This is a genomic window from Agaribacillus sp. DX54, assembly GCF_056858335.1.
The window spans coordinates 1-19923 of record NZ_JBXEQE010000009.1; the positions used below are offsets into that span (position 1 = coordinate 1).

18 protein-coding genes are annotated in these 19923 nt (G+C 42.2%); 12 read left to right on the forward strand and 6 right to left on the reverse strand.

Annotated elements, in window-relative coordinates; all coding sequences use genetic code 11:
* Positions 1-85: 85 nt before the first annotated feature.
* Positions 86-304, reverse strand: coding sequence for a heavy-metal-associated domain-containing protein (locus AC04NP_RS11830; RefSeq protein WP_482859960.1), 219 nt, complete (start codon positions 302-304; stop codon positions 86-88).
* Positions 305-369: 65 nt separating this feature from the next.
* Positions 370-2616 carry a heavy metal translocating P-type ATPase gene (locus AC04NP_RS11835; RefSeq protein ID WP_482859961.1) on the reverse strand — a complete coding sequence of 749 codons (2247 nt, stop codon included), beginning with the start codon at positions 2614-2616 and terminating at the stop codon, positions 370-372.
* 216 nt (positions 2617-2832) lie between these two features.
* On the opposite strand from AC04NP_RS11835, the gene AC04NP_RS11840 reads away from it, so the two are divergent.
* The 7 genes from AC04NP_RS11840 to AC04NP_RS11870 all read left to right on the forward strand — a co-directional run bounded on the left by AC04NP_RS11840 (position 2833) and on the right by AC04NP_RS11870 (position 10183).
* A complete protein-coding gene (locus tag AC04NP_RS11840; RefSeq protein ID WP_482859962.1) occupies positions 2833-3015 on the forward strand; it encodes a hypothetical protein in 183 nt (60 codons plus the stop codon).
* Positions 3016-3100: 85 nt separating this feature from the next.
* A complete protein-coding gene (locus AC04NP_RS11845; protein WP_482859963.1) occupies positions 3101-3952 on the forward strand; it encodes a class I SAM-dependent methyltransferase in 852 nt (283 codons plus the stop codon).
* 211 nt (positions 3953-4163) lie between these two features.
* Positions 4164-5603 carry an MATE family efflux transporter gene (locus tag AC04NP_RS11850; RefSeq protein ID WP_482859964.1) on the forward strand — a complete coding sequence of 480 codons (1440 nt, stop codon included), beginning with the start codon at positions 4164-4166 and terminating at the stop codon, positions 5601-5603.
* Between the two features lie 553 nt (positions 5604-6156).
* Positions 6157-6924 (forward strand): outer membrane lipoprotein-sorting protein, encoded by a 768-nt coding sequence (locus AC04NP_RS11855; RefSeq protein ID WP_482859965.1) that lies wholly within the window; start codon positions 6157-6159, stop codon positions 6922-6924.
* Between the two features lie 39 nt (positions 6925-6963).
* Positions 6964-8178, forward strand: coding sequence for an ABC transporter permease (locus AC04NP_RS11860; RefSeq protein WP_482859966.1), 1215 nt, complete (start codon positions 6964-6966; stop codon positions 8176-8178).
* Positions 8179-8215: 37 nt separating this feature from the next.
* Positions 8216-9433: an ABC transporter permease gene (locus tag AC04NP_RS11865; protein WP_482859967.1), complete on the forward strand. Its 1218-nt coding sequence runs from the start codon at positions 8216-8218 to the stop codon at positions 9431-9433.
* Between the two features lie 24 nt (positions 9434-9457).
* On the forward strand, positions 9458-10183 hold the full coding sequence (locus tag AC04NP_RS11870) for an ABC transporter ATP-binding protein (protein WP_482859968.1): 726 nt from the start codon (positions 9458-9460) through the stop codon (positions 10181-10183).
* A gap of 545 nt (positions 10184-10728) precedes the next feature.
* Here the strand turns inward: AC04NP_RS11870 and AC04NP_RS11875 are convergent.
* Positions 10729-11469 (reverse strand): TrmH family RNA methyltransferase, encoded by a 741-nt coding sequence (locus tag AC04NP_RS11875; protein ID WP_482859969.1) that lies wholly within the window; start codon positions 11467-11469, stop codon positions 10729-10731.
* Positions 11470-11484: 15 nt separating this feature from the next.
* Here AC04NP_RS11875 and tamL point away from each other — a divergent pair, with 15 nt between their 5' ends.
* Positions 11485-13890: a translocation and assembly module lipoprotein TamL gene (tamL, locus tag AC04NP_RS11880; protein WP_482859970.1), complete on the forward strand. Its 2406-nt coding sequence runs from the start codon at positions 11485-11487 to the stop codon at positions 13888-13890.
* A gap of 39 nt (positions 13891-13929) precedes the next feature.
* Here tamL and AC04NP_RS11885 read toward each other — a convergent pair whose 3' ends face one another.
* Positions 13930-14472, reverse strand: coding sequence for an NUMOD4 domain-containing protein (locus tag AC04NP_RS11885; protein ID WP_482859971.1), 543 nt, complete (start codon positions 14470-14472; stop codon positions 13930-13932).
* Between the two features lie 1054 nt (positions 14473-15526).
* Here AC04NP_RS11885 and hemF point away from each other — a divergent pair.
* Positions 15527-16426, forward strand: a complete 900-nt coding sequence (hemF, locus tag AC04NP_RS11890; RefSeq protein ID WP_482860133.1) for an oxygen-dependent coproporphyrinogen oxidase — start codon at positions 15527-15529, stop codon at positions 16424-16426.
* A gap of 112 nt (positions 16427-16538) precedes the next feature.
* Complete coding sequence (locus tag AC04NP_RS11895; protein WP_482859972.1) at positions 16539-17144, forward strand: phosphatase PAP2 family protein; 606 nt, start codon at positions 16539-16541, stop codon at positions 17142-17144.
* 60 nt (positions 17145-17204) lie between these two features.
* On the opposite strand, the gene AC04NP_RS11900 is transcribed toward AC04NP_RS11895, so the two are convergent.
* A complete protein-coding gene (locus AC04NP_RS11900; protein WP_482859973.1) occupies positions 17205-17897 on the reverse strand; it encodes a LytR/AlgR family response regulator transcription factor in 693 nt (230 codons plus the stop codon).
* Positions 17898-17919: 22 nt separating this feature from the next.
* On the reverse strand, positions 17920-18507 hold the full coding sequence (locus AC04NP_RS11905) for a riboflavin synthase (RefSeq protein WP_482859974.1): 588 nt from the start codon (positions 18505-18507) through the stop codon (positions 17920-17922).
* A 193-nt stretch (positions 18508-18700) separates the two neighbouring features.
* On the opposite strand from AC04NP_RS11905, the gene AC04NP_RS11910 reads away from it, so the two are divergent.
* A complete protein-coding gene (locus AC04NP_RS11910; protein ID WP_482859975.1) occupies positions 18701-19348 on the forward strand; it encodes a protein-L-isoaspartate(D-aspartate) O-methyltransferase in 648 nt (215 codons plus the stop codon).
* A gap of 43 nt (positions 19349-19391) precedes the next feature.
* Positions 19392-19916, forward strand: a complete 525-nt coding sequence (locus tag AC04NP_RS11915; RefSeq protein ID WP_482859976.1) for an acyl-CoA thioesterase — start codon at positions 19392-19394, stop codon at positions 19914-19916.
* The last annotated feature ends 7 nt before the right edge of the window (positions 19917-19923 follow it).

The window sequence follows — 19923 nt, forward strand, 5'->3', positions numbered from 1 at the left end:
ACACCAAGACACAAAGAATTTTGTCCAAAATGTTGTGTAAACCCCACGTCAGCTTGTGCTATAAGCGTGGTGAGCGCTCCCGAACCTAATCGTCCGCTAACGGCTCTATTTCAAATCCCGCTTTGTTAACTGCATCCATCACCTCATTTCGGTTGTTGTCCCCGGACTCAACCGTCAGGGTTTTATCCGGGTTATCGATATCAACCTGCCACGTATCCACGGTATCCAGTTCGTTTAGAAATGGGGTTACCGATTTAATACAGGCGTTGCAGTTGATATTTGTTTTGAATTGCATTTTCTTCATGATTGTACTTTTGTTAGTTAAAAATTGTTTTCAAATCTATCTTTTACCGGAAACAACAAAAGGTCTCAGTCCAACCGCTTTCTTTTCAGTATCAGGCTGTTGGTCACCACCGAAACAGAGCTCACAGCCATGGCAGCACCTGCAATCATTGGGTTTAGGAGAAAACCAAACGCAGGATACAGCACCCCGGCAGCAATAGGAATAGCAATAACATTGTAAATAAATGCCCAGAAAAGGTTTTGGCGGATCGTTACAACGGTGGCCCTGGAAAGTTGAATCGCCCGGGCGATCTGTGGAAGATCAGAATGCATCAATGTAATACCGGCACTTTCCATGGCTATGTCCGTACCACTACCCATGGCAATCCCCACATCAGCCTGGGCCAGGGCATGTGAGTCGTTGATCCCGTCTCCTACCATGGCCACCACCTGGCCCAGGGACTGAAGCTCCTTCACAAAATTACCCTTATCGGCCGGCAGTACATGGGCCCTGAAATGATCGATGTGTACCTGTTTTGCAATGGCTTCTGCAGTTTCATGGTTGTCACCTGTAAGCATATGTACCGCAATGCCCAGGTCTTTCAGACTTTCTATGGCCCTCACCGAAGACGCTTTAACCCTGTCAGCCACTGCTACTAGCGCCTTTATCTCTTTTTCATCAGCAAAAAAAACAACCGTTTTTGCCTCACGGCGCATGGTATCTGCTTTAACGATGATATCGCTGTCCGGATGAATGCCGTTGTCAGTCATGAGTTTCTCATTTCCTGCGTAAAACCATTGATCCTGATATTTTGATTGGGCACCATGCCCGGTAATGCTTTCGAACATGTCGACCGGGGCCGGTTTGGTTCCATTGGCTTTTAGTTTTCTGACAATCGCCTCAGCAATAGGGTGTTCGGATTGTGACTCAATGGCCATCAATATGCTGCCATACAAGTCGCCTCCATCAAACCAAACCATATCGGTAACTTCCGGGCGCCCCTCTGTGATGGTACCGGTTTTATCCAACACCACTGCATCAGTTTTGCAGGCAACCTCAAGCGTCCGGGCATCTTTGATCAGGATACCTTTTTCAGCCCCTTTGCCGATGCCAACCATAAGGGCAGTAGGCGTAGCCAGCCCCAAAGCACAGGGACAAGCTATGATCAGGACTGTGATTAACACCAGAAAAGCATAAGTAAAAGTCGGCTCTGGCCCGGTAAAGTACCAGACAGCAAAGGCCACAAGGGCCACCAGCATTACTATCGGAACAAAAATACCGGCTATTTTATCGACCAGTTTTTGAATGGGTGGTTTGCTGGCCTGTGCCTGCTGTACCAATCCGATGATCTGGGAAAGTAAGGTGTCTTGCCCCACCTTCTTTGCCAAAATCCTCAGGCTTCCTTTCTGATTGATGGTCCCGGTAAATACTTTATCACCTTTTGTTTTAATAACAGGTATGGCCTCCCCTGTAATCATGCTTTCATCAATGTACGACTCCCCTCTTTTGACTACCCCATCCACAGGAATTCTTTCTCCGGGTTTGACAATAAGTATATCCCCCTTGATCACCTCTTCCTGTAAAATTACTTCTTCCGCACCGTTTCTTAGTGCTGTGACTTCCCTTGGTTGCAGCCCCATCAGTTTTTTGATGTCGGAAGATGTCTTGCTTTTGGCTTTTTCCTCCAGGTACCTTCCTAAAAGAATCAGTGTAATAATGATAACCGCTGATTCATAGTACACATGGGGAGGTATTCCATGGTTCATTAAAAAGGCCGGATAAATTGTATTGAAAACGCTAAACAAATAAGCCATACCCGTACTTAAGGCTACCAGTGTATCCATGTTAGTGGAAAAGTGGAGGGCTTTTTTCCAGGCATTCACAAAAAACCCGGAACCACTCCAGAAAATCACCGGAGTTGTCAATACCAACATAATCCAGTTTTCATAAGGTATCATCCCCATAAAAAACATGGCTATAAGAAATACCGGAAGCGCAAAAACGGCCGAAAAAATCACTTTTAGTTTCAATGTTTGCAGTCGCCGGTCCGCGGCTGCTTCCATTTCCTTCTGTTTTTCTTCTGACCGGCCAGTAATAATTTCATATCCTATCTCACGAGCCGCCTGTTTCACTTCGTCCAGGGAAATAACAACCGGATTAAAATGTAGTGTCACTGATTGGTTTGGGTAATTGACGCTTACCTCTTCGATACCTTTCCGGTGTTTGAGATAAGACGCCAAACTAACTGCACAAGCGGCACAAGTCATACCCGATACGCCATAGTTTTCTTTGATAATGGCACTGTCAATTGGCTTATCTATAACTTTTTCCATTATTCCACTCATTTAAATTACATATCAAAATTACTTTAAATGTGAATGGGATCTGTTACACAATTTCCACGATCTTTTATATAGTTTTTTCGGAACCTTTTTCGCCCCGGGACAACATTGGTAATATCCTGCAGGTAACTGGCTGTTTTTTGAATGAATAGTATTGACACCCCACCATCATCAATCCGGCGCGTCGAGCCAGAAAAGATTTTTTCAATGATTAAAAAGTCAATTGGTTTACCTTACTGGACTTTAACCATTAATAAAAAACACTTCGCCTTCAAACTCATCTCAGGGCATGGGAATCAGGACATACAAAAGGCATCATTAACAGGCAGGTTGAAAGCGCTTTTCGTGCGTTTCAACCCTTACTGGTTAGAGATTCGAAAAAACCGATAAGATCGAAATATTTAACTATTTCATGCTTTACCGGTATCTTTAAATTAACAATAGCATCGTAAATTGTATGCAAAAATTCATACCTATGACCAGCCTGCAGAAATCTATTAAAATCAACCTGAGGAAACTAATCCCTCCTACAGTAGAACGCGAAATTACCACTTTAATAAAAAAAGTGGATTTAAACCGGTTGCCCCATCCGGCTTACAACTTATCCCACCTCAGGGTTTTGACAGCCCGGGATTTTAATGAGGTTTTTTCTTCCGGGAGAAATACGGCGCACTGGAGGGAGCATTTAAGCCTGCTTAGGGAATGGGCCCTTCCTAAGATGTCTGGCGGTGTAAACCCGGGAGATCAAAGGGTGATTTTCTATATGGTTAATCACTTCAAGCCAAAAAACGTTTTGGAAATTGGTACCCATATCGGATGTTCTACTGTCATGATCGGTTTGGCATTGAAAAAAAACGGCATGAATAGCTTTGTGACAGTGGATATCGTTGATGTTAATAATCAATCCGGCAAACGATGGGAAAAGTTCAAAAGTAAATATTCTCCATTGGAAATGATGCAAAAACTGGGCATCGACGCTAAAGTTCAATTTGTGGTTGACAACTCTATCGACTATCTATCAGGTTGCAACAAAAAATTTGACTTCGTATTCCTGGACGGCTCGCACGAGGCCACCAATGTCTTCCGGGAAATACCCCTGGCCCTTGAGGTATTAGACCGGGATGGGATCATCCTTTTACATGATTATTTTCCCCATAACAGGCCGTTATGGAAAAACAATTCTGTTATTCCGGGGCCATACCTTGCGACTGAAAAAATTATCGGCAAGAACAAAAATATTAAAGTTATCCCTCTGGGAAAGCTGCCATGGACCACAAAATTAAATTCTTATGTGACCAGTCTGGCGGTCTTAACAAAAGAGAGTTAACGGCCGCTCCGGAATCCTGATGAAAACCCTTCCCATGAAAATTAAAAACTTTTCAAAATTGTGATGTTTTAATTGTAACCCGTACTTTCAAAAAACCGTTGCTTTTAAATCAGAGAAAACGGCAGAAATCCATTGGCTTAACGATCGATGCTTCTGCCACAAAAGCCTGAAATTTACTTAACCTCGAAGATATTCCCCTGGAAGTAAGCGAATGATCGAAAACGAAAACAAACATCTGGTATCAGTACCCCCTACCCTTCCTCCCAAAACTTCTATCCGGAAGGAACTTATGGCTGCCATCAGGGGGACGGAAGCAGACTACACAAAAATTGATATCAAAAAGGCTATTTTTCTTCTGGCCATACCTATGATATTGGAATTAGTGATGGAATCAACCTTTGCTGTGGTGGATATATATTTTGTGGGAAAATTGGGTCCCTCAGCCATTGCAACCGTTGGACTTACCGAGACTTATTTGTTTTTACTCTATTCCGTTGCCATTGGATTGTCAATGGCTGTCACTGCTACCATCTCCAGAAGAATCGGCGAAAAAAAGAAGGAAGTCGCGGGGTTATCGGCTGTACAGTCAATATTTATTGCCCTGTTAGCTTCGGTTCCGTTTGCTTTGGCAGGTATTTTTTTTGCTAAAGAATTGCTTGCCCTTATGGGCGGGGATCAATGGAGTATCCGGCAAGGATATCACTATACGCAATGGATGTTGGGCGGTAATGGCATCATCATGCTGATCTTTGTGATTAACGCCATTTTTCGTGGGGCAGGAGATGCTGCCATTGCCATGCGTGTGCTGTGGATCGCCAACGGAATCAACATTGTCCTGGACCCGATTCTCATATTCGGATGGGGGCCTATTCCTGCTATGGGCATACAGGGAGCTGCTATGGCTACCAACATAGGCCGGGGTATCGGTGTCCTTATTCAGTTATGGGCACTTTGGAAAGGTGGAAAACATATTAAGGTAACATGCTCCCAAATCTATTGGGAGGCGAAGATACTACTTAACATCTTACAGACCTCATTGGGTGGTGTGGGGCAAATGCTGATATCCATGACTTCCTGGATCTTTCTGATGAGGATACTTTCCGACGTAGGTAGTGAGGCAGTCGCCGGCTCAACGGTAGCAATACGCATCATGATGTTTACCCTGATGCCTGCCTGGGGGTTTTCGAATGCAGCGGCAACCCTGGTGGGACAAAATCTGGGCGCCGGGTATCCCGAACGTGCTGAGTCGGCCGTCTGGAGAATCGGTTTTTATAACATGTTATTTTTGATTGGTGTATCGATAGTGTTTTTTGTTTATAATCAACCTTTAATAGCGATTTTTTCTTCAGACCCTGTGGTAATAGCAATTGGTGGTGAATGGCTAAAAATATTGTCATATTCATATTTTGTATACGGCTGGTGGATGGTGTCCGTACAGGCGTTCAATGGTGCCGGAGATACCAGAACACCTACGAAGATCAACCTTGTCTTTTTCTGGCTGATCCAAATACCATTGGCTTATTGGTTCGCCATTAAACTCGGATGGCAGCATTCCGGCGTATTTTGGAGTGTATTCGTTTCTGAGACCTCGGTAGGCTTATTTACGTTATGGCTTTTTAAAAAGGGCGGGTGGAAACAGGCTAAGGTTTGAGGGTCTTCGTGACTCTTCGTGTCTCCGTACCTTTGTGGTTAAAAAACAGCGAACCACAGAGACATCAAGAATTTGTGACGAAAATATCCTAAAACAGACAAGTCTCACTAGTGCTATCAGGGAACCTCCGGGTAAGGTTGCTATGGAGATGTCCTGTTATTGCTTCACCGTCTCATAAAGCACCTTTCCCTTTTCATCATAGGATTTAATTCGAATCGCTGGTTTTGTATCAATAAGCTCCGCACTTATCATTAAAAAACCACCTGTATTTTCTCCCGGCGCAAGCACAAACGGCTGTTTGATGGTGGCCCGGGGATCAGTTGATCAGCTTATAAAAAATATCTGAGAAACCCTGTTATAGGATTCCTGACAAATGCATCTAAAAATAATCTAAATATTGTCTTTATGCAGTAGTTCAATCAAAATATTTGATATCCTTCCAGCGGTTCGGTAAGTTACCTCCATCATGATTTTAATCATTCCGGGTCTTGATATCAGTCATTTAAGGGGGTTTTTCAACTGCTTATCTTAGCTGCGAAAACGCTTTTTCATCATGCCTTTACTCCTTTTAGACATAATGCTGATCTTTTCGTTGGTGGTAGGTAATGCAGACCGGACAGATAAAAAGATAAACCTTAACGCCAAAGAGATTGTGGAAAAAGCTGACAAAAAAAGAAGAGGCGACACGTCGCAGGCCGAGATGAGCATTACCATTGTCAGGCCTACCTGGTCACGTGAGATGAGAATCAAAGCATGGTCGAAGGATACTGAGTTTTCGCTGATACTTATTACGGCGCCTGCCAGGGACAGGGGAACAGTATTTTTGAAGCGTAAAAAAGAAATCTGGAACTGGATACCATCCATCGACAGGAATATTAAACTTCCTCCCTCTATGATGATGCAATCATGGATGGGTTCTGATTTTACCAATGATGATCTGATCAAAGAATCATCCATCGTTGAAGATTACGATCATAAACTATTACAAGACTCCGTAGTGTTGGGAAGGGAATGTTATAAAATAGCGCTGCTGCCCAAACCGGAAGCCCCGGTAGTCTGGGGGAAGATCTATTCCTGGATCGATAAAAAGGACTTCATGGAGCTTAAAACCGAATTGTATGACGAAGATGGATACCTGGTCAACCAGGTTTTGTTTTCCGATATAAAAATGCTTGACGGCCGGCTTCTTCCAGCCAAAATGGCATACATTCCAGCCGAAAAGAAAGGGCAAAAAACGGTTATTCAATATCATGAGGTGGATTATGACATTGATATCGATGAAAGTTTTTTTTCCTTGCAAAACATGAAAAGAGTAAGATGATCCGATGCAACATTGTAAAACCACATTTAATCCTTCGCAATGCTTTTAAAACTGGCCTGGCGTAATATCTGGAGGAATAAAAAAAGGACTTATATCACTATGTGCTCTATTGTATTCGCTGTGATACTTTCAATATTGCTGGATTCTATAAAAAAAGGCCTTTTGGACAAAATGAAGGAAAATGTAGTCAGTATCTACACGGGTTATATCCAGATTCACAAAAATGGTTATTGGGATGACCGGACCCTCGATAACAGTTTTGAATGGCAACCTGCCCTGGTGCAAAGCACAGAAGAAAACAAGGACCTGCGGTACGTAATTCCGCGCCTGGAATCCTTCACCCTGGCTGCTTCTGAAAGCTATTCAAAAGGTTGCATAGTAGTCGGTATCGATCCTGAAAAAGAATCCAGGGTAACGGCACTGGATGAAAAACTGGACAAAGGAAGCTACCTTTCACCCTCAGACAAGGCAGTATTGGTCACGGAGGGGCTGGCCGATTATCTGAAACTGGATGTGAATGATACCCTGGTGCTGATAGGACAGGGATACAGAGGGGTAAGTGCAGCCGGAAAATATCCGATAAAAGGCTTGATAAAATTCGGCTCACCCGAGCTGAACAAAGGTCTGGTTTATCTGCCACTGAAAGAAAGCCAGCACCTGTTTGCGGCTAAAAACAAACTGACGGCCCTGGTGCTTTCCCCTGCCGACCCGGAAAAGTCCAAAGAAATTGCCCAGGCCCTCGCTTTAAAGCTTGAACCTGAATATGAGGTAATGAACTGGCAAACGATGATGCCGGAACTTGATCAGGTCATTGAAGGGGAGAGACGTGAAAATGTGATTTTTCAGATCGTGCTTTACATGTTGATAGCGTTTGGTATTTTCGGTACCATTTTGATGATGACATTGGAAAGACAATATGAGTTTGGTGTCATGGTGGCTATTGGCATGAAAAACTTCCGGCTTTCCACCATGGTTATTCTGGAAAACGTATTGATATCCATATTGGGTGCCGCCGGTGGAATCTTGTTAAGTATTCCTATCGTACTTTATTTATTTGCTTATCCAATCCAGCTAGGTGGCAAACTGGCTGAAGCCTATGAAAAATTCGGGATAGAACCTATTTTCTATTTTTCTATTGCTCCAAAAGTCTTTTATTCACAAGGTCTGGTAGTTTTTTTCCTGGCCTTATTTTTATCGCTTTACCCATTTGTGAAAATCAGCAAACTAAATCCGGTCAGTGCCATGCATGCTTAGCTATGGCCGGTTAAGTATAATAAAAAAGATAAGATGTATGTTATTTCAAATCGCATGGAAAAACATTTGGAGAAACAAGACCAGAAGTTTGCTGGTGATGGGTTCGGTAGCAATGGGGTTATGGGTGGGCGCTTTTATGATGGCCTATGCTTTTGGTATGATTGACCAGCGGTTGCAGGATGCCGTAAAAAATGAAATCTCTCATTTCCAAATGCACCACCCTGAATTTGAAAGGGATAACGAGGTCAAATATTTTCTGCAGGAAGGTTCACAGATGCTCCGTGAAATCCAGGCCGATGACAGGGTGCAGGCGGCCACCGGCAGGGTGGTTATCAATGGCATGGTTTCCTCAGCCAATTCCAGCACAGGGGGTAAATTCATCGGGATTATGCCCGAATCAGAGGATGCTGTTACAGGATTAAAGGACAAACTCACTCAGGGTAATTATCTGGATAATGAATCGAGAAACAAAGTAATAATTGGAGAAAAGCTGGCCGACAAACTAAAGGTAAGACTGAGATCTAAAATTGTCCTGACCTTTCAGGATAGCACCGGTAATATCCTGGCCGGTGCATTCCGCATCATAGGACTCTATAAAACGTACAATTCCCTCTACGATGAAACCAACATTTTCGTTCGCGGTGCCGATATCGGCAGGCTTGTCAATCTTCCTGGTGAATTCCACGAAATTGCTGCCCTTGTCCATGAGCCTGAAACGCTGGATACAATAGTCCATGAGTTGAATGCAAAGTATCCGCAAGCCAAAACCGAGGACTGGAAAGAAATTGCTCCCGAAATAAGCCTGATGATAGAGTCATTTGATCAATATATGGTCATTTTTCTAATCATTATTTTACTGGCACTTTCCTTTGGCATTATTAACACCATGCTGATGGCGGTACTGGAAAGGGTCAGGGAAATTGGCATGTTAATGGCCATTGGTATGAACAAAATAAAACTATTTGTTATGATTTCACTGGAGACAATCTGCCTGGTAATTGCAGCAGCACCCATTGGTATGCTGCTCGGCTATTTCACAGTACAATACCTGGGAGAGACTGGAATGGACCTGTCAGCCGTATATGATGAAGGATATGCAGCTTACGGATTTAAATCCTTTATATATCCAAAACTGGAAGATATTTACTACATAAGGATTACAATAATGGTTATTGTTACTGCTTTGCTGGCTTCCATTTATCCGGCCATTACTGCCATTAGATTAGACCCTTTAAAAGCCATTAGAAAAATCTGATTAAACCTGATAACTACCTCGACCATGAACGATTTATCCCATGTGATTGTTACTGAAAACCTGACCAAAATCTACGATGAGGGCGCCATTCCCGTGAAAGCGGTGAATAATGTAAACCTGAAAGTCGACCAAGGCGAGTTTACGGCAATGGTAGGGCCTTCAGGTTCCGGTAAAACCACATTGCTCAATCTCATAGGAGGATTGGATAAACCCACAAGCGGAAACGTTTGGGTTGATGGGAAAAACCTGAACACGCTAAAAAAAAATCAATTGATAGATTTCAGGCTGCATAACATCGGTTTTGTTTTTCAAGCCTACAACTTAATTCCGGTACTTACTGCCCGGGAGAATATTGAGTTTGTGATGTTGTTGCAAAAGGCATCGAAAAAAGAACGTAGCCAGCGAGTGCTGGAATTACTCAAAGAGGTGGGTCTGAAAGACAAGATGAACAACAGACCGGATGAATTGTCAGGCGGCCAGCAACAGCGTGTAGCTGTGGCAAGGGCACTGGCCTCGAAGCCTAAATTTGTATTAGCAGATGAACCAACTGCCAACCTGGATTCAAAAACCGCAGCTAACCTCCTGGATATCATGGGTAAATTAAATCACGAAGAGGGAATAACTTTCATTTTTTCCACGCATGATCAACGGGTGATCGACAGGGCCCACCGCGTTGTGACCCTGGTAGATGGCGCCATTTACAAAGATGAAATTACCGCTGCTCCCAGCGATCATATGAAGCCTGTCTGAAAGCCGGACAGTCCCTGAAGGTTTGTCGAAACAGATCAATCTGATAAATGATTGTTCAGGGATTTTTATAACTTCACCGTAACTCCGTATTACCGCCGTGTTTCATGCAATCCTTTGATGTAATCCTTTGATAAGTCCTCGCAGTAATTGTCCTGCTAAAGCCTATATAGGCCAATATAAAACCTCACTACAAACAGCAACCAAATTTTATTTACTCCAGCGAGCCTCCGTGGCTATTGCACAACGTCTTCGACAAAATTCTTGGTGTCTCTTTGTGTCTTTGTGCCTCCGTGATAAAAAATGGTGAACCACAAAGGCACCAAGACACCAAAGAAATACAAAAGCCGTACACTAGTAGTGAAATAATAACCCCAAAGATTAGCAATTGATCCCACTTCCCCATCTATCTTCAAACCATAAAAAAAACCGTAACCTACCCCTATCCAATTGACAATTATCACTCCCCTTATTGGCTAAAAAAACCATACTTTCTTATTTATATTTAGTCTTAGAATACCTATCGCATATTAACATAAAACACCCCGTCATCCGCGGCGAAGATTATCACATATGACTGCGGTTGCAATCCCCGCATTGAGCGATTCGGCCCCTCCGAACCGGGGTATATGAAGTTTATGACTTACCAGCACCTCCAATGATGGGCTGATGCCTACAGACTCATTGCCAACCAGTATCAGACCGGTTTCAGGAAAATCAAATCGATGGACATTCTCACCTTCGAGGTAGGTGCCTAAAATGGGCATAGACAGCCCTGGTAAGTAAGTGGCGAGGGGCTGATAAGAAACCTTTACCCGTGTAAAGGAACCCATGGTGGCAGAGATGGCCTTGGGGTTGTACTGGTCGGCCGAGGATTCCGAACAGATAATTTTTCCGATCCCATACCAATCCGCTATACGGATAATGGTGCCCAAATTGCCCGGGTCGCGAATATCGTCCAGGACAATGCCATATTCGCCAGCATCAAAATCAATCCCTTCGTTTCGTTTCATTTCCGCTATGGCCAATGCGGCGTTGTTGGTTTTGTGAGCACTTACTTTAGACAATTCGGTTTCCGTTACCACCGTATGTGGAAAGTCACCTACGCCCACCTCTTTATCAAACCTTTCGATAAATTGCCTGGTAAGAAAAAGTTTATGAATAACAAAATCTGATTTCAACAATTCAAGCACGTTTTTTGCGCCTTCTACCGGGAATGCATTTTCTTTTTGGCGATACTTCTTTATTTGAAGAGATTTAATGAATTTTGCGGTGTTCTTCGGGATCATTTAAACGTCTGCAGTTTGAGATTTATCATCAGGTACTGTTTTGTATTGTTAGGGTTGCTGTTCACCAATTGTTTGGGAATCCGATACCTGAAAGATGGCGAATCCCTGCTTTATAAGCAAGAAATCGAGGGGGCAGAAGGTCTTTCCAAAGAAGAAATAGCTTCACTTTACAGACAAAAGCCCAACCACCGGTTTCCGATTCCCTTTGTCTGGTTGCATCAGCAAGGTTTAAAAGCTTACGACTCAGCCAAGGTTTTACAAAAAATTGAGGGCATAAAAATTAAATACGACAAGAAAATTGCCGAAAACAGCGATAATCCCCGCCGGTTCAGCAATTTAAACGCAAAGCGGGCAGCCAAGATTGAAGCTCAGGAAAAGGTATTGGAGCAGGGAAACCTGCCAATGAGATGGGGAGAGCCTTTGGCAGTCTTTGACAGTCTGAAAACCAGCGAGGCCAGAGAGCAGATTAACCGATACTTGCACGCAAAAGGTTACTTTCATGCCAACACAGATTACACCATCCATCGCAAGCGCAGAAAGGTGACCGTGGTTTATAACATCGATGAGGGCCGGCCTTTTCAGGTTAACGAGATAAGTTATCAAACCAAAGACACGACAGTTGCCAGATTATTGAAAGAAAATGTTGAGGCAAGCACCCTAAAAACAGGTAAAAACTACGAACAGTCCAACATCTCCAAGGAAAGGGACAGGATTGACATACTGCTTAAAAACAACGGATACTTCGATTTTACTAAACAATACATCTTTTTTGAAGTAGACAGCCTGAAAGGCAATCATCAGTTGGATATTAAAATAATTATAAACATACCTTTCGGTCAGAATCGACATAAAGTTTACTATGTGGATTCTGTAAAATTCCGTACCGATGCCAACATTGTTTTGCTGAACAATAAAAGAACACAAGAAAACTTCAATAACGTTACTTATGAGTATTTCAGAGACAGGTTTTCAAAAAAAATATTGGACAGCCGGTTGTTTATCTATCCCGGACAAACCTATAGTCGCAACAATACCTTTAACACACAGCGACAACTGGCTAACCTGGATATGTTCAGGTTTGTAAATATCAACTATGATACAACCGGTGGTAAAATGGTAGCTAATATTTTTGCAAGCCCACTGAAAAAGTTTCAGACCTCCAATGAAATCGGTGTGGGTATCAACGTAACCGAAGGGTTCCCCGGACCATTTTATAATGTCGTTTTCAAAAACCGCAATTTGTTCGGAGGCCTTGAGATATTGGAATTCAACGGAAGGGTAGGTATCGAGGGCCTCCCTGTTATTGGCGGGGAACAAAGACAGCGGGAGATTTACAGCAGTCAGGAAATAAGTGGTAACTTTTCTTTAACCTTTCCGCAATTTATCGTTCCGTACGGTGACAGGATTCGATCAAATGTCGGAACCCTGAATCCCAAAACAAGGATTACCCTGGGTAACAACTATATAGACAGGCCCGATTACCGAAGAAACAATTTGAATGGCTCTATTGGCTATAGTTGGTTGAAAAACAACAAAAGTTTTGTTTTTACACTGGCTGAACTGGGACTTATCAACAGTTCGATCAGCGACGAATTCAGAATAGAACTGGACAGCAGGGGCGATATGGGAAGTAATCTGTTCCGTTCTTTTGAGCCATCCTTTGTCAGCAGTATGTCGCTGCTCACTAATATTAATTTCAACAGCTATGGTTTAAACAATAATGATGCTTCTCTGCTTAAAATATTTATAGAAAGCGGAGGAACTACCCTGAACCTTTTGAGCGAGGATAGGCTGGATGATGTTTTCAATGATCTGGAATATTACAAATTTGTTAAACTAAACATTGACTTTCGAAAGACACTGCCGGTTTCCAGGCAAAGTAACATGGCTTACCGGGTAAATCTCGGAATGGCCAAACCCTACGCCAGAAACAAGATCTTGCCCTACGAAAAATATTTTTTTGCAGGTGGGAGTAATGGCATCAGGGCCTGGCGCCCCCGGCGATTGGGCCCCGGATCTTATACCCCCTTAGATTCCTTGAATCAATATGATGACCGGTTTGAACAGTTTGGGGAAATCATAATTGAAGCCAGTTGGGAAATACGGCGGCACCTGTTTGGGTTTGTAGACGGTGCTTTTTTTGTCGATGCCGGCAACATCTGGACTTTTGAAGAGGAGGAAGACCGTGAAGGGGGTAAGTTTGAGTTTGATAGATTCTACAAAGAAATAGCGATAGGTAGTGGAGTGGGTCTCAGGTTGGATTTCTCTTTTTTGGTGCTTAGATTTGATGGTGCATTTAAAATATATGACCCCGCCCGTCAGGAGGGGTCAAGGTTTATCTTCAGCCAGAATTTCAACAATAAAATGTTCGATACACAAGATTTATTTGTCATCAATATCGGTATCGGATACCCATTTTAATTAAAATTACAATGAAAATGAAAATTGCAATAAAATGGGTTAGATTTTGACGTGGCCCCAGTTTTCGCCTGAACGGATACGGTTGAGCTGGGTATGGGTAATGCCAAATCGTTTGGCAATCATGCTCAGCCTCGTTTTATCCGATTTAAGCAGTCTTTTGATGATCCTGACGTCACTTTCAGTCAATTTGTATCCGGTCACTCTTCGTTTCAGTACCTGAGGATTTTTATTGTTGTGATCCGCAAGCTCCTTTTCAGTCGACCATTTGAGATTATATACGCTGTTGTTTTCCTTGTTGTAATCAAGATGTACCACAAAGTACTGATCCTGATCTTGTTTCGGTAAAAATGTTTCTGCAACCAGGCGATGGACATAAAACTGTCTGGTTAATGATTGGTCGAATTTTACTGAAATTGAGCGATACCCATTTACATTTCCACCGTTAATAATCTTCCCTTTCTCCTTATTCAAAGCATAACTTTTAACCCTGCCGTGGTTAGAAATTTCATATTTAGCATGTTGTAAGTTAGTTTTGAAGTCTATCTCTTTCCAGCGTTCATTTTTGAATTCACTTTGTTCCATGACAAAAAGTCTCTTTTATTTCTGAAAAAAAAACATAAAAAATTGCATTATAGTCAATACAATAGCTTGTATATTGCTAATAAAAAATGCTCAAACGTACTTTTATACAACCACGTAAAGGATTAGAAATCACTTAGCACTTCCCGAACTGTAAGCTGTCTGTTCTTTTAACTTATTTCTTGTTTTGTCAGTTAAAAAAATTGACTTCATAAGCAAATAACCTACAAAGCGCATTTACCATCTTATCTGTACCAGAAATAATTACAATCTCCAATCGCAATTTAAATTTGATGCGACGCAAACGTCAGGTACCAAATAACTCGCATCGGCGCATCTAAAAATTCAAAACATTCCCCGGAAATTCTTCCAGTAAGGGACTCACCAAATGAATTTAGAAAGAGTCGTTAAATTAAAATCAGCATTTAAACCTGATTCCAATAGTTATCGTCTCCCAATCCAAGGTTTAAACATATCATAAATTCAAAGTGGCTTTTTTCCACAATGATTTATCTATATTTTCCGCCTGGCATACTCCCATACCTTACGTAAATAAAGGCACGGAGTTGCCCCCTTTCATCCATTTTCATCATCTTTCAATAATTTATTTTCCAACCCCCTGGAAATGATTTGGTTATCATAGAGGGCAGAAGAACAGCCTTCCGGATTTAGGGCGCTTCTGACCTAAAGCGATCCTAGTGTCAAAGCAAAGTAAACGAGCTGAAATGATGTTAAGTAGTGTTAATTTGATGATAGTACTGACATCATTCAATGGATTTACAACTTTTGCAAAATCCCGTTTCCCTTGTTTCCCTTACTGCAAGTCCACTGTTCTTTGTCAATCTGTTATGGGACTCGCAATGCGCTTCTTCTTTTCCCTTCTTAAGGGTGAAAATAAGGATCACCTAAATTATAGGTAAAACCCAATTTCTTGAAAGTACTACGAAGATAAATAAAAATTATTATTTCAGAACCATAGGTGTCATTTATTTATAAAATATAAAGGTTAATTTTGCCAAAATTTAGTTTATCACAAAACAATGGATCAATCGTGAGCATTAATAAAACGGAAATCAGCCAATGGTTCAAATCGCTGCAAAGTGATATTTGCCAGGCCCTGGAGAAAGCCGACGGAAAGGGAAAGTTTATGATGGATGCCTGGGAAAGAGCAGGTGGAGGTGGTGGTCTTACCCGGGCTTTCGGCAATGGCCGCATTATAGAAAAAGGCGGGGTTAACTTTTCGGCTGTATTTGGCAAAACCCCGGAAAACATTCTAAGAGCGCTACAACTTCCGGAGTCTGACTTTTATGCCACAGGTGTATCCATTGTGCTGCATCCCTTTAATCCCATGGTGCCTATAATTCATATGAATGTCCGCTATTTTGAAATGAGTAATGGCACCTGGTGGTTGGGTGGGGGCATCGATCTGACACCTCATTACGTCGTTGAAGAGGATGCCAGATATTTTCACAAAGTCTTGAAAGATGTATGTGACCGCCACCATCCGGACTATTACCCGGAATTTAAAAAATGGGCTGATGACTACTTTTATCTCAAACACAGGCAGGAAACCAGGGGAGTGGGAGGCATCTTTTTCGACCGGCTTGCCGGAGACCCTCCTTTTGACAAATCGCAAAGATTCAACTTTGTTAAGGATATAGGCGAGGCCTTTGTGCCAATTTACACCAGGTTTATGCAGGCCAATCACCACTTGTCCTATGGGGAACGTGAACTGGAGTGGCAGCGTTTGAGAAGGGGTAGATATGTTGAATTTAACCTGGTTTGGGATAAAGGCACCAAATTTGGCCTGGATACCGACGGTCGAACCGAATCCATCCTTATGAGTCTGCCGCCCCAGGCTAACTGGGTTTATAATTACCAACCTCAAAATGGAACACGTGAAGCAGAAACACTGGCCAGGCTCAAAAAGGGTGTTAACTGGATCGGTACCCTTTAGCCAGAGGTTTGCCGATGTTGGAAAATCTACAGATCAAACATTAAATCACCGGGCATGGCAAAAATTTCACGCAATATGCCTAATATTGAAAACAAATCACTACTGAAGGTCTATGATTGAATACTTAATGGCACTTGATGAGGCCATATTTTTGTTGCTAAACGGCCTGCACCAGGACTGGCTTGACCCGATCATGTTTACCATATCGGGAAAGCTGGAATGGATCCCTTTGTATGTTTTCATTGTTTCATGGTTGATCTATAAGTATAAAAAAGCGGGCCTTTTCGCCCTTTTAGCTTTAATCATCACGATTATCGTTACTGATCAGATCACCTCGGGTTTTATGAAACCGTTTTTTGAAAGGTTAAGGCCGTCACATGATCCCGATCTCAAAGACATCGTCCATATTATCAATGGATACCGTGGCGGATTATATAGTTTTGCCTCCTCCCATGCTTCTAATTCCTTTGCCCTGGCTACTTTCTTATGGTTGTTACTTCGAAAAAAAGAACGATGGGCAGGTTATCTTTTCATTTGGGCGGCAGTGGTATCATACAGCCGCATTTACCTGGGAGTCCATTTTCCCGGAGATGTGGTTACAGGTGCTTTAGTGGGTGTTTTAACTGCTAATCTGGTATTTATCCTATACAAAAAAACCTTACACAAATATCACTTCCCCGGAATTAAAAACCTAAATAAAGCCCCCCACCATACTTAGCCTCTCCCCACATCCTTCCCCCAAAACCCCCACACCCACACTCAAACCCAAACTCACACTCTATAGCGTGTTGAGTATTTCCATAAAACTTTCCTTATAAGACGCACCAATGGGAATCACTTTATCCGGCATTTTCACCGCATAGTCCTCGATGAAGTCGATCTGGTTGATATTAATGATAAACGAGCGGTGCACCCGGGCAAATATGGAAGAAGGCAGCCTTTTCATAATTCCTTTCATAGTTGAATGCACAATGTGATTTTTGGTTTTAGTATGCATAATAACATAATCTGCCATCGCTTCCACATAATACAAGTCATTAAAACCGACTCTTACCAACTTGGAATCTGCTTTCACATAAATGTCATTTTGTTTCTCGACACGCAGCTTAAACGAGTCAATGTTTCTTTTGGCCTTATTAACCGCGTTCAGAAATCTGCCATACGCCAGGGGCTTTAGCAAATAATCAGTGACACTGTGTTCATAAGCTTCAACAGCAAATTGCTGTGCTGCAGTCATCATAATGATTTCCGGAGAGCTATTAAGGCCTCTCACAAGGTCCATACCATTCATTCCCGGCATGAAAAAGTCCAAAAACACAATATCAACCTCATCATCGTTAAGGATATTGGCTGCATCTATCGCATTCGAACACTCATGTTGTAATTCAAGAAAATTAGTCATTTCGATGAACTGCCGTGCAATTTTTCTTGAAATCTCGTCATCATCGACGATCATACAACTGATACTCATATCAACAAATCTTTATTCAACTTCAGGTTTTACTTAATATTTTTTTCACGTATTTGCCTATTACGTCAAACTCCAGGTTGACCTGATCCCCTTTCTCCAACTCATGAAAGTTTGTATGTTCGTAGGTGTAAGGTATAATAGTTACTGAAAAACTGTTTTCTGTTGTATTAAAACAAGTCAGGCTGACCCCATTTACACAAATAGAGCCTTTTTCTACGACAATATTCCCAGTTTTCGGATCAAATTCAAAATCAAAAATCCAGCTCCCATCCTGATCTGATACGCCTGTACATGTGCCGGTCTGGTCAACGTGCCCCTGCACAATATGTCCGTCAAACCTTCCTCCTGCTTTCATACATCTTTCCAGATTCAGTTTATCACCCACATTCACTTTTCCCAGATTACTTTTTAGCAAAGTTTCCGCAACCGCAGTTACTTCAAAGCCATCATTGTGAAGTTTGGTAACAGTTAAACATACGCCGTTGTGGGCGATGCTTTGGTCCACCTTTAATTCAGCGGCAAGGTCACTTTCGATTGTCAGATGGACATTAGTTCCTTCGGCTACCTTATTTGTTATCTCTCCAATGCTTTCAATAATACCGGTAAACATTTTTTGCAGTTGTTAATTAAGGTTTTGGATCTTGTCAATATAGAAATCCCTTTCTGCGCCTTAATATAATATAGAAATGCAAATTTTTAGAGGCAGGCGGATAGTTTATTTAAAGGATTTCACAAAATAATCAACTAATCGAATATAATCATTTAAATTTGTCTCATCATCTTATACATAAAATCAGAACATATTGGTTGATTCTTACAGACACAAAGGTTTGCGCAGGGCTTTGGTTAAAAAGATAAAAGAAAAGGGCATTCATGACGAAAAGGTTCTTGAAGCTATTAACCAGGTACCCCGCCATTTTTTTTTAGACACTGCCTTTCTTGAAAAATCCTATGAAGACATCGCTTTTCCCATAGAGGAAGGGCAAACAATCTCACAACCCTTTACCGTGGCATTCCAGACCCAACTGCTCGATGTAAAAAAGGGGGATAAAATACTTGAAATTGGTACGGGGTCGGGTTATCAGTGCTGCGTATTGCTTGAATTGGGCGCCAGGGTGTTTACTATAGAATATAATGAACGATTAAGTAAAAATGCCAGGATCTTATTGGGTAAAATGGGATACCAGGCTAAATTCTTCTGCGGAGATGGTTCCAAGGGATTGCCGGCTTTTGCCCCTTACGATAAAATATTGGTTACTGCCGGTGCTCCGGTAGTGCCCCAGGCGCTTAAAGATCAGTTGGCCATTGGTGGGTGTTTGGTGATCCCTGTCGGAGACCATAAATTGCAAAAAATGCTTAAAATAACCAGGATCTCAGAAACCGGATTTGAAGAAGAGTCATTTCAGAATTTTAAGTTTGTCCCGTTGCTGGGTGAGTATGGTTGGAAATGACAGTGCTGCCATTTAATTGAAAATGAATTATTAACACAAATACATGCCAAAAAAGAAAAAATTTGCAAAAGAGTCGTTGGTTATCAAAACTGAACTGGTGTTACCTAATGATACCAATACGCTGGATAACCTGATGGGGGGACGTTTAATGCATTGGATGGATGTTGTTTCGGCAATTGCTGCCCAAAAACATTCCAACCGCATAGTTGTCACAGCTTCAGTAGATAATGTTTCCTTCCGCCAACCGATCAGGCTGGGCAATGTGGTGACACTCCGGGCCAAGGTCACCAGGGCTTTCAATTCCTCGATGGAGGTACACATTAAGGTATCTGCCGAAGACGTACCTTCCGGTAAAGGATTTGAAAGCAACGAAGCCTTCTTTACCTTTGTCGCGGTGGATCAAAGCGGCCGTCCTATTGATGTTCCCGAACTGATACCTGAAACAAATGAGGAACAATTGCTTTATGAGGGGGCCCTCAGAAGGAGGCAAATGAGGCTGGTACTGGCGAGAAGAATGGCGCCGGAAGAAGCATTGGAGCTCAAGTCCATCTTTAAAACAGAATCATAACAAGTTT

What these genes read in the sequence shown, in the direction of transcription:
- AC04NP_RS11830 (WP_482859960.1), bottom strand. Translation starts at nt 304, where the DNA reads ATGAAGAAAATGCAATTCAAAACAAATATCAACTGCAACGCCTGTATT.
- AC04NP_RS11835 (WP_482859961.1), bottom strand. Translation starts at nt 2,616, where the DNA reads ATGGAAAAAGTTATAGATAAGCCAATTGACAGTGCCATTATCAAAGAA.
- AC04NP_RS11840 (WP_482859962.1), top strand. Translation starts at nt 2,833, where the DNA reads ATGATTAAAAAGTCAATTGGTTTACCTTACTGGACTTTAACCATTAAT.
- AC04NP_RS11845 (WP_482859963.1), top strand. Translation starts at nt 3,101, where the DNA reads ATGACCAGCCTGCAGAAATCTATTAAAATCAACCTGAGGAAACTAATC.
- AC04NP_RS11850 (WP_482859964.1), top strand. Translation starts at nt 4,164, where the DNA reads ATGATCGAAAACGAAAACAAACATCTGGTATCAGTACCCCCTACCCTT.
- AC04NP_RS11855 (WP_482859965.1), top strand. Translation starts at nt 6,157, where the DNA reads ATGCCTTTACTCCTTTTAGACATAATGCTGATCTTTTCGTTGGTGGTA.
- AC04NP_RS11860 (WP_482859966.1), top strand. Translation starts at nt 6,964, where the DNA reads ATGCTTTTAAAACTGGCCTGGCGTAATATCTGGAGGAATAAAAAAAGG.
- AC04NP_RS11865 (WP_482859967.1), top strand. Translation starts at nt 8,216, where the DNA reads ATGTTATTTCAAATCGCATGGAAAAACATTTGGAGAAACAAGACCAGA.
- AC04NP_RS11870 (WP_482859968.1), top strand. Translation starts at nt 9,458, where the DNA reads ATGAACGATTTATCCCATGTGATTGTTACTGAAAACCTGACCAAAATC.
- AC04NP_RS11875 (WP_482859969.1), bottom strand. Translation starts at nt 11,469, where the DNA reads ATGATCCCGAAGAACACCGCAAAATTCATTAAATCTCTTCAAATAAAG.
- AC04NP_RS11885 (WP_482859971.1), bottom strand. Translation starts at nt 14,472, where the DNA reads ATGGAACAAAGTGAATTCAAAAATGAACGCTGGAAAGAGATAGACTTC.
- AC04NP_RS11895 (WP_482859972.1), top strand. Translation starts at nt 16,539, where the DNA reads ATGATTGAATACTTAATGGCACTTGATGAGGCCATATTTTTGTTGCTA.
- AC04NP_RS11900 (WP_482859973.1), bottom strand. Translation starts at nt 17,897, where the DNA reads ATGAGTATCAGTTGTATGATCGTCGATGATGACGAGATTTCAAGAAAA.
- AC04NP_RS11905 (WP_482859974.1), bottom strand. Translation starts at nt 18,507, where the DNA reads ATGTTTACCGGTATTATTGAAAGCATTGGAGAGATAACAAATAAGGTA.
- AC04NP_RS11915 (WP_482859976.1), top strand. Translation starts at nt 19,392, where the DNA reads ATGCCAAAAAAGAAAAAATTTGCAAAAGAGTCGTTGGTTATCAAAACT.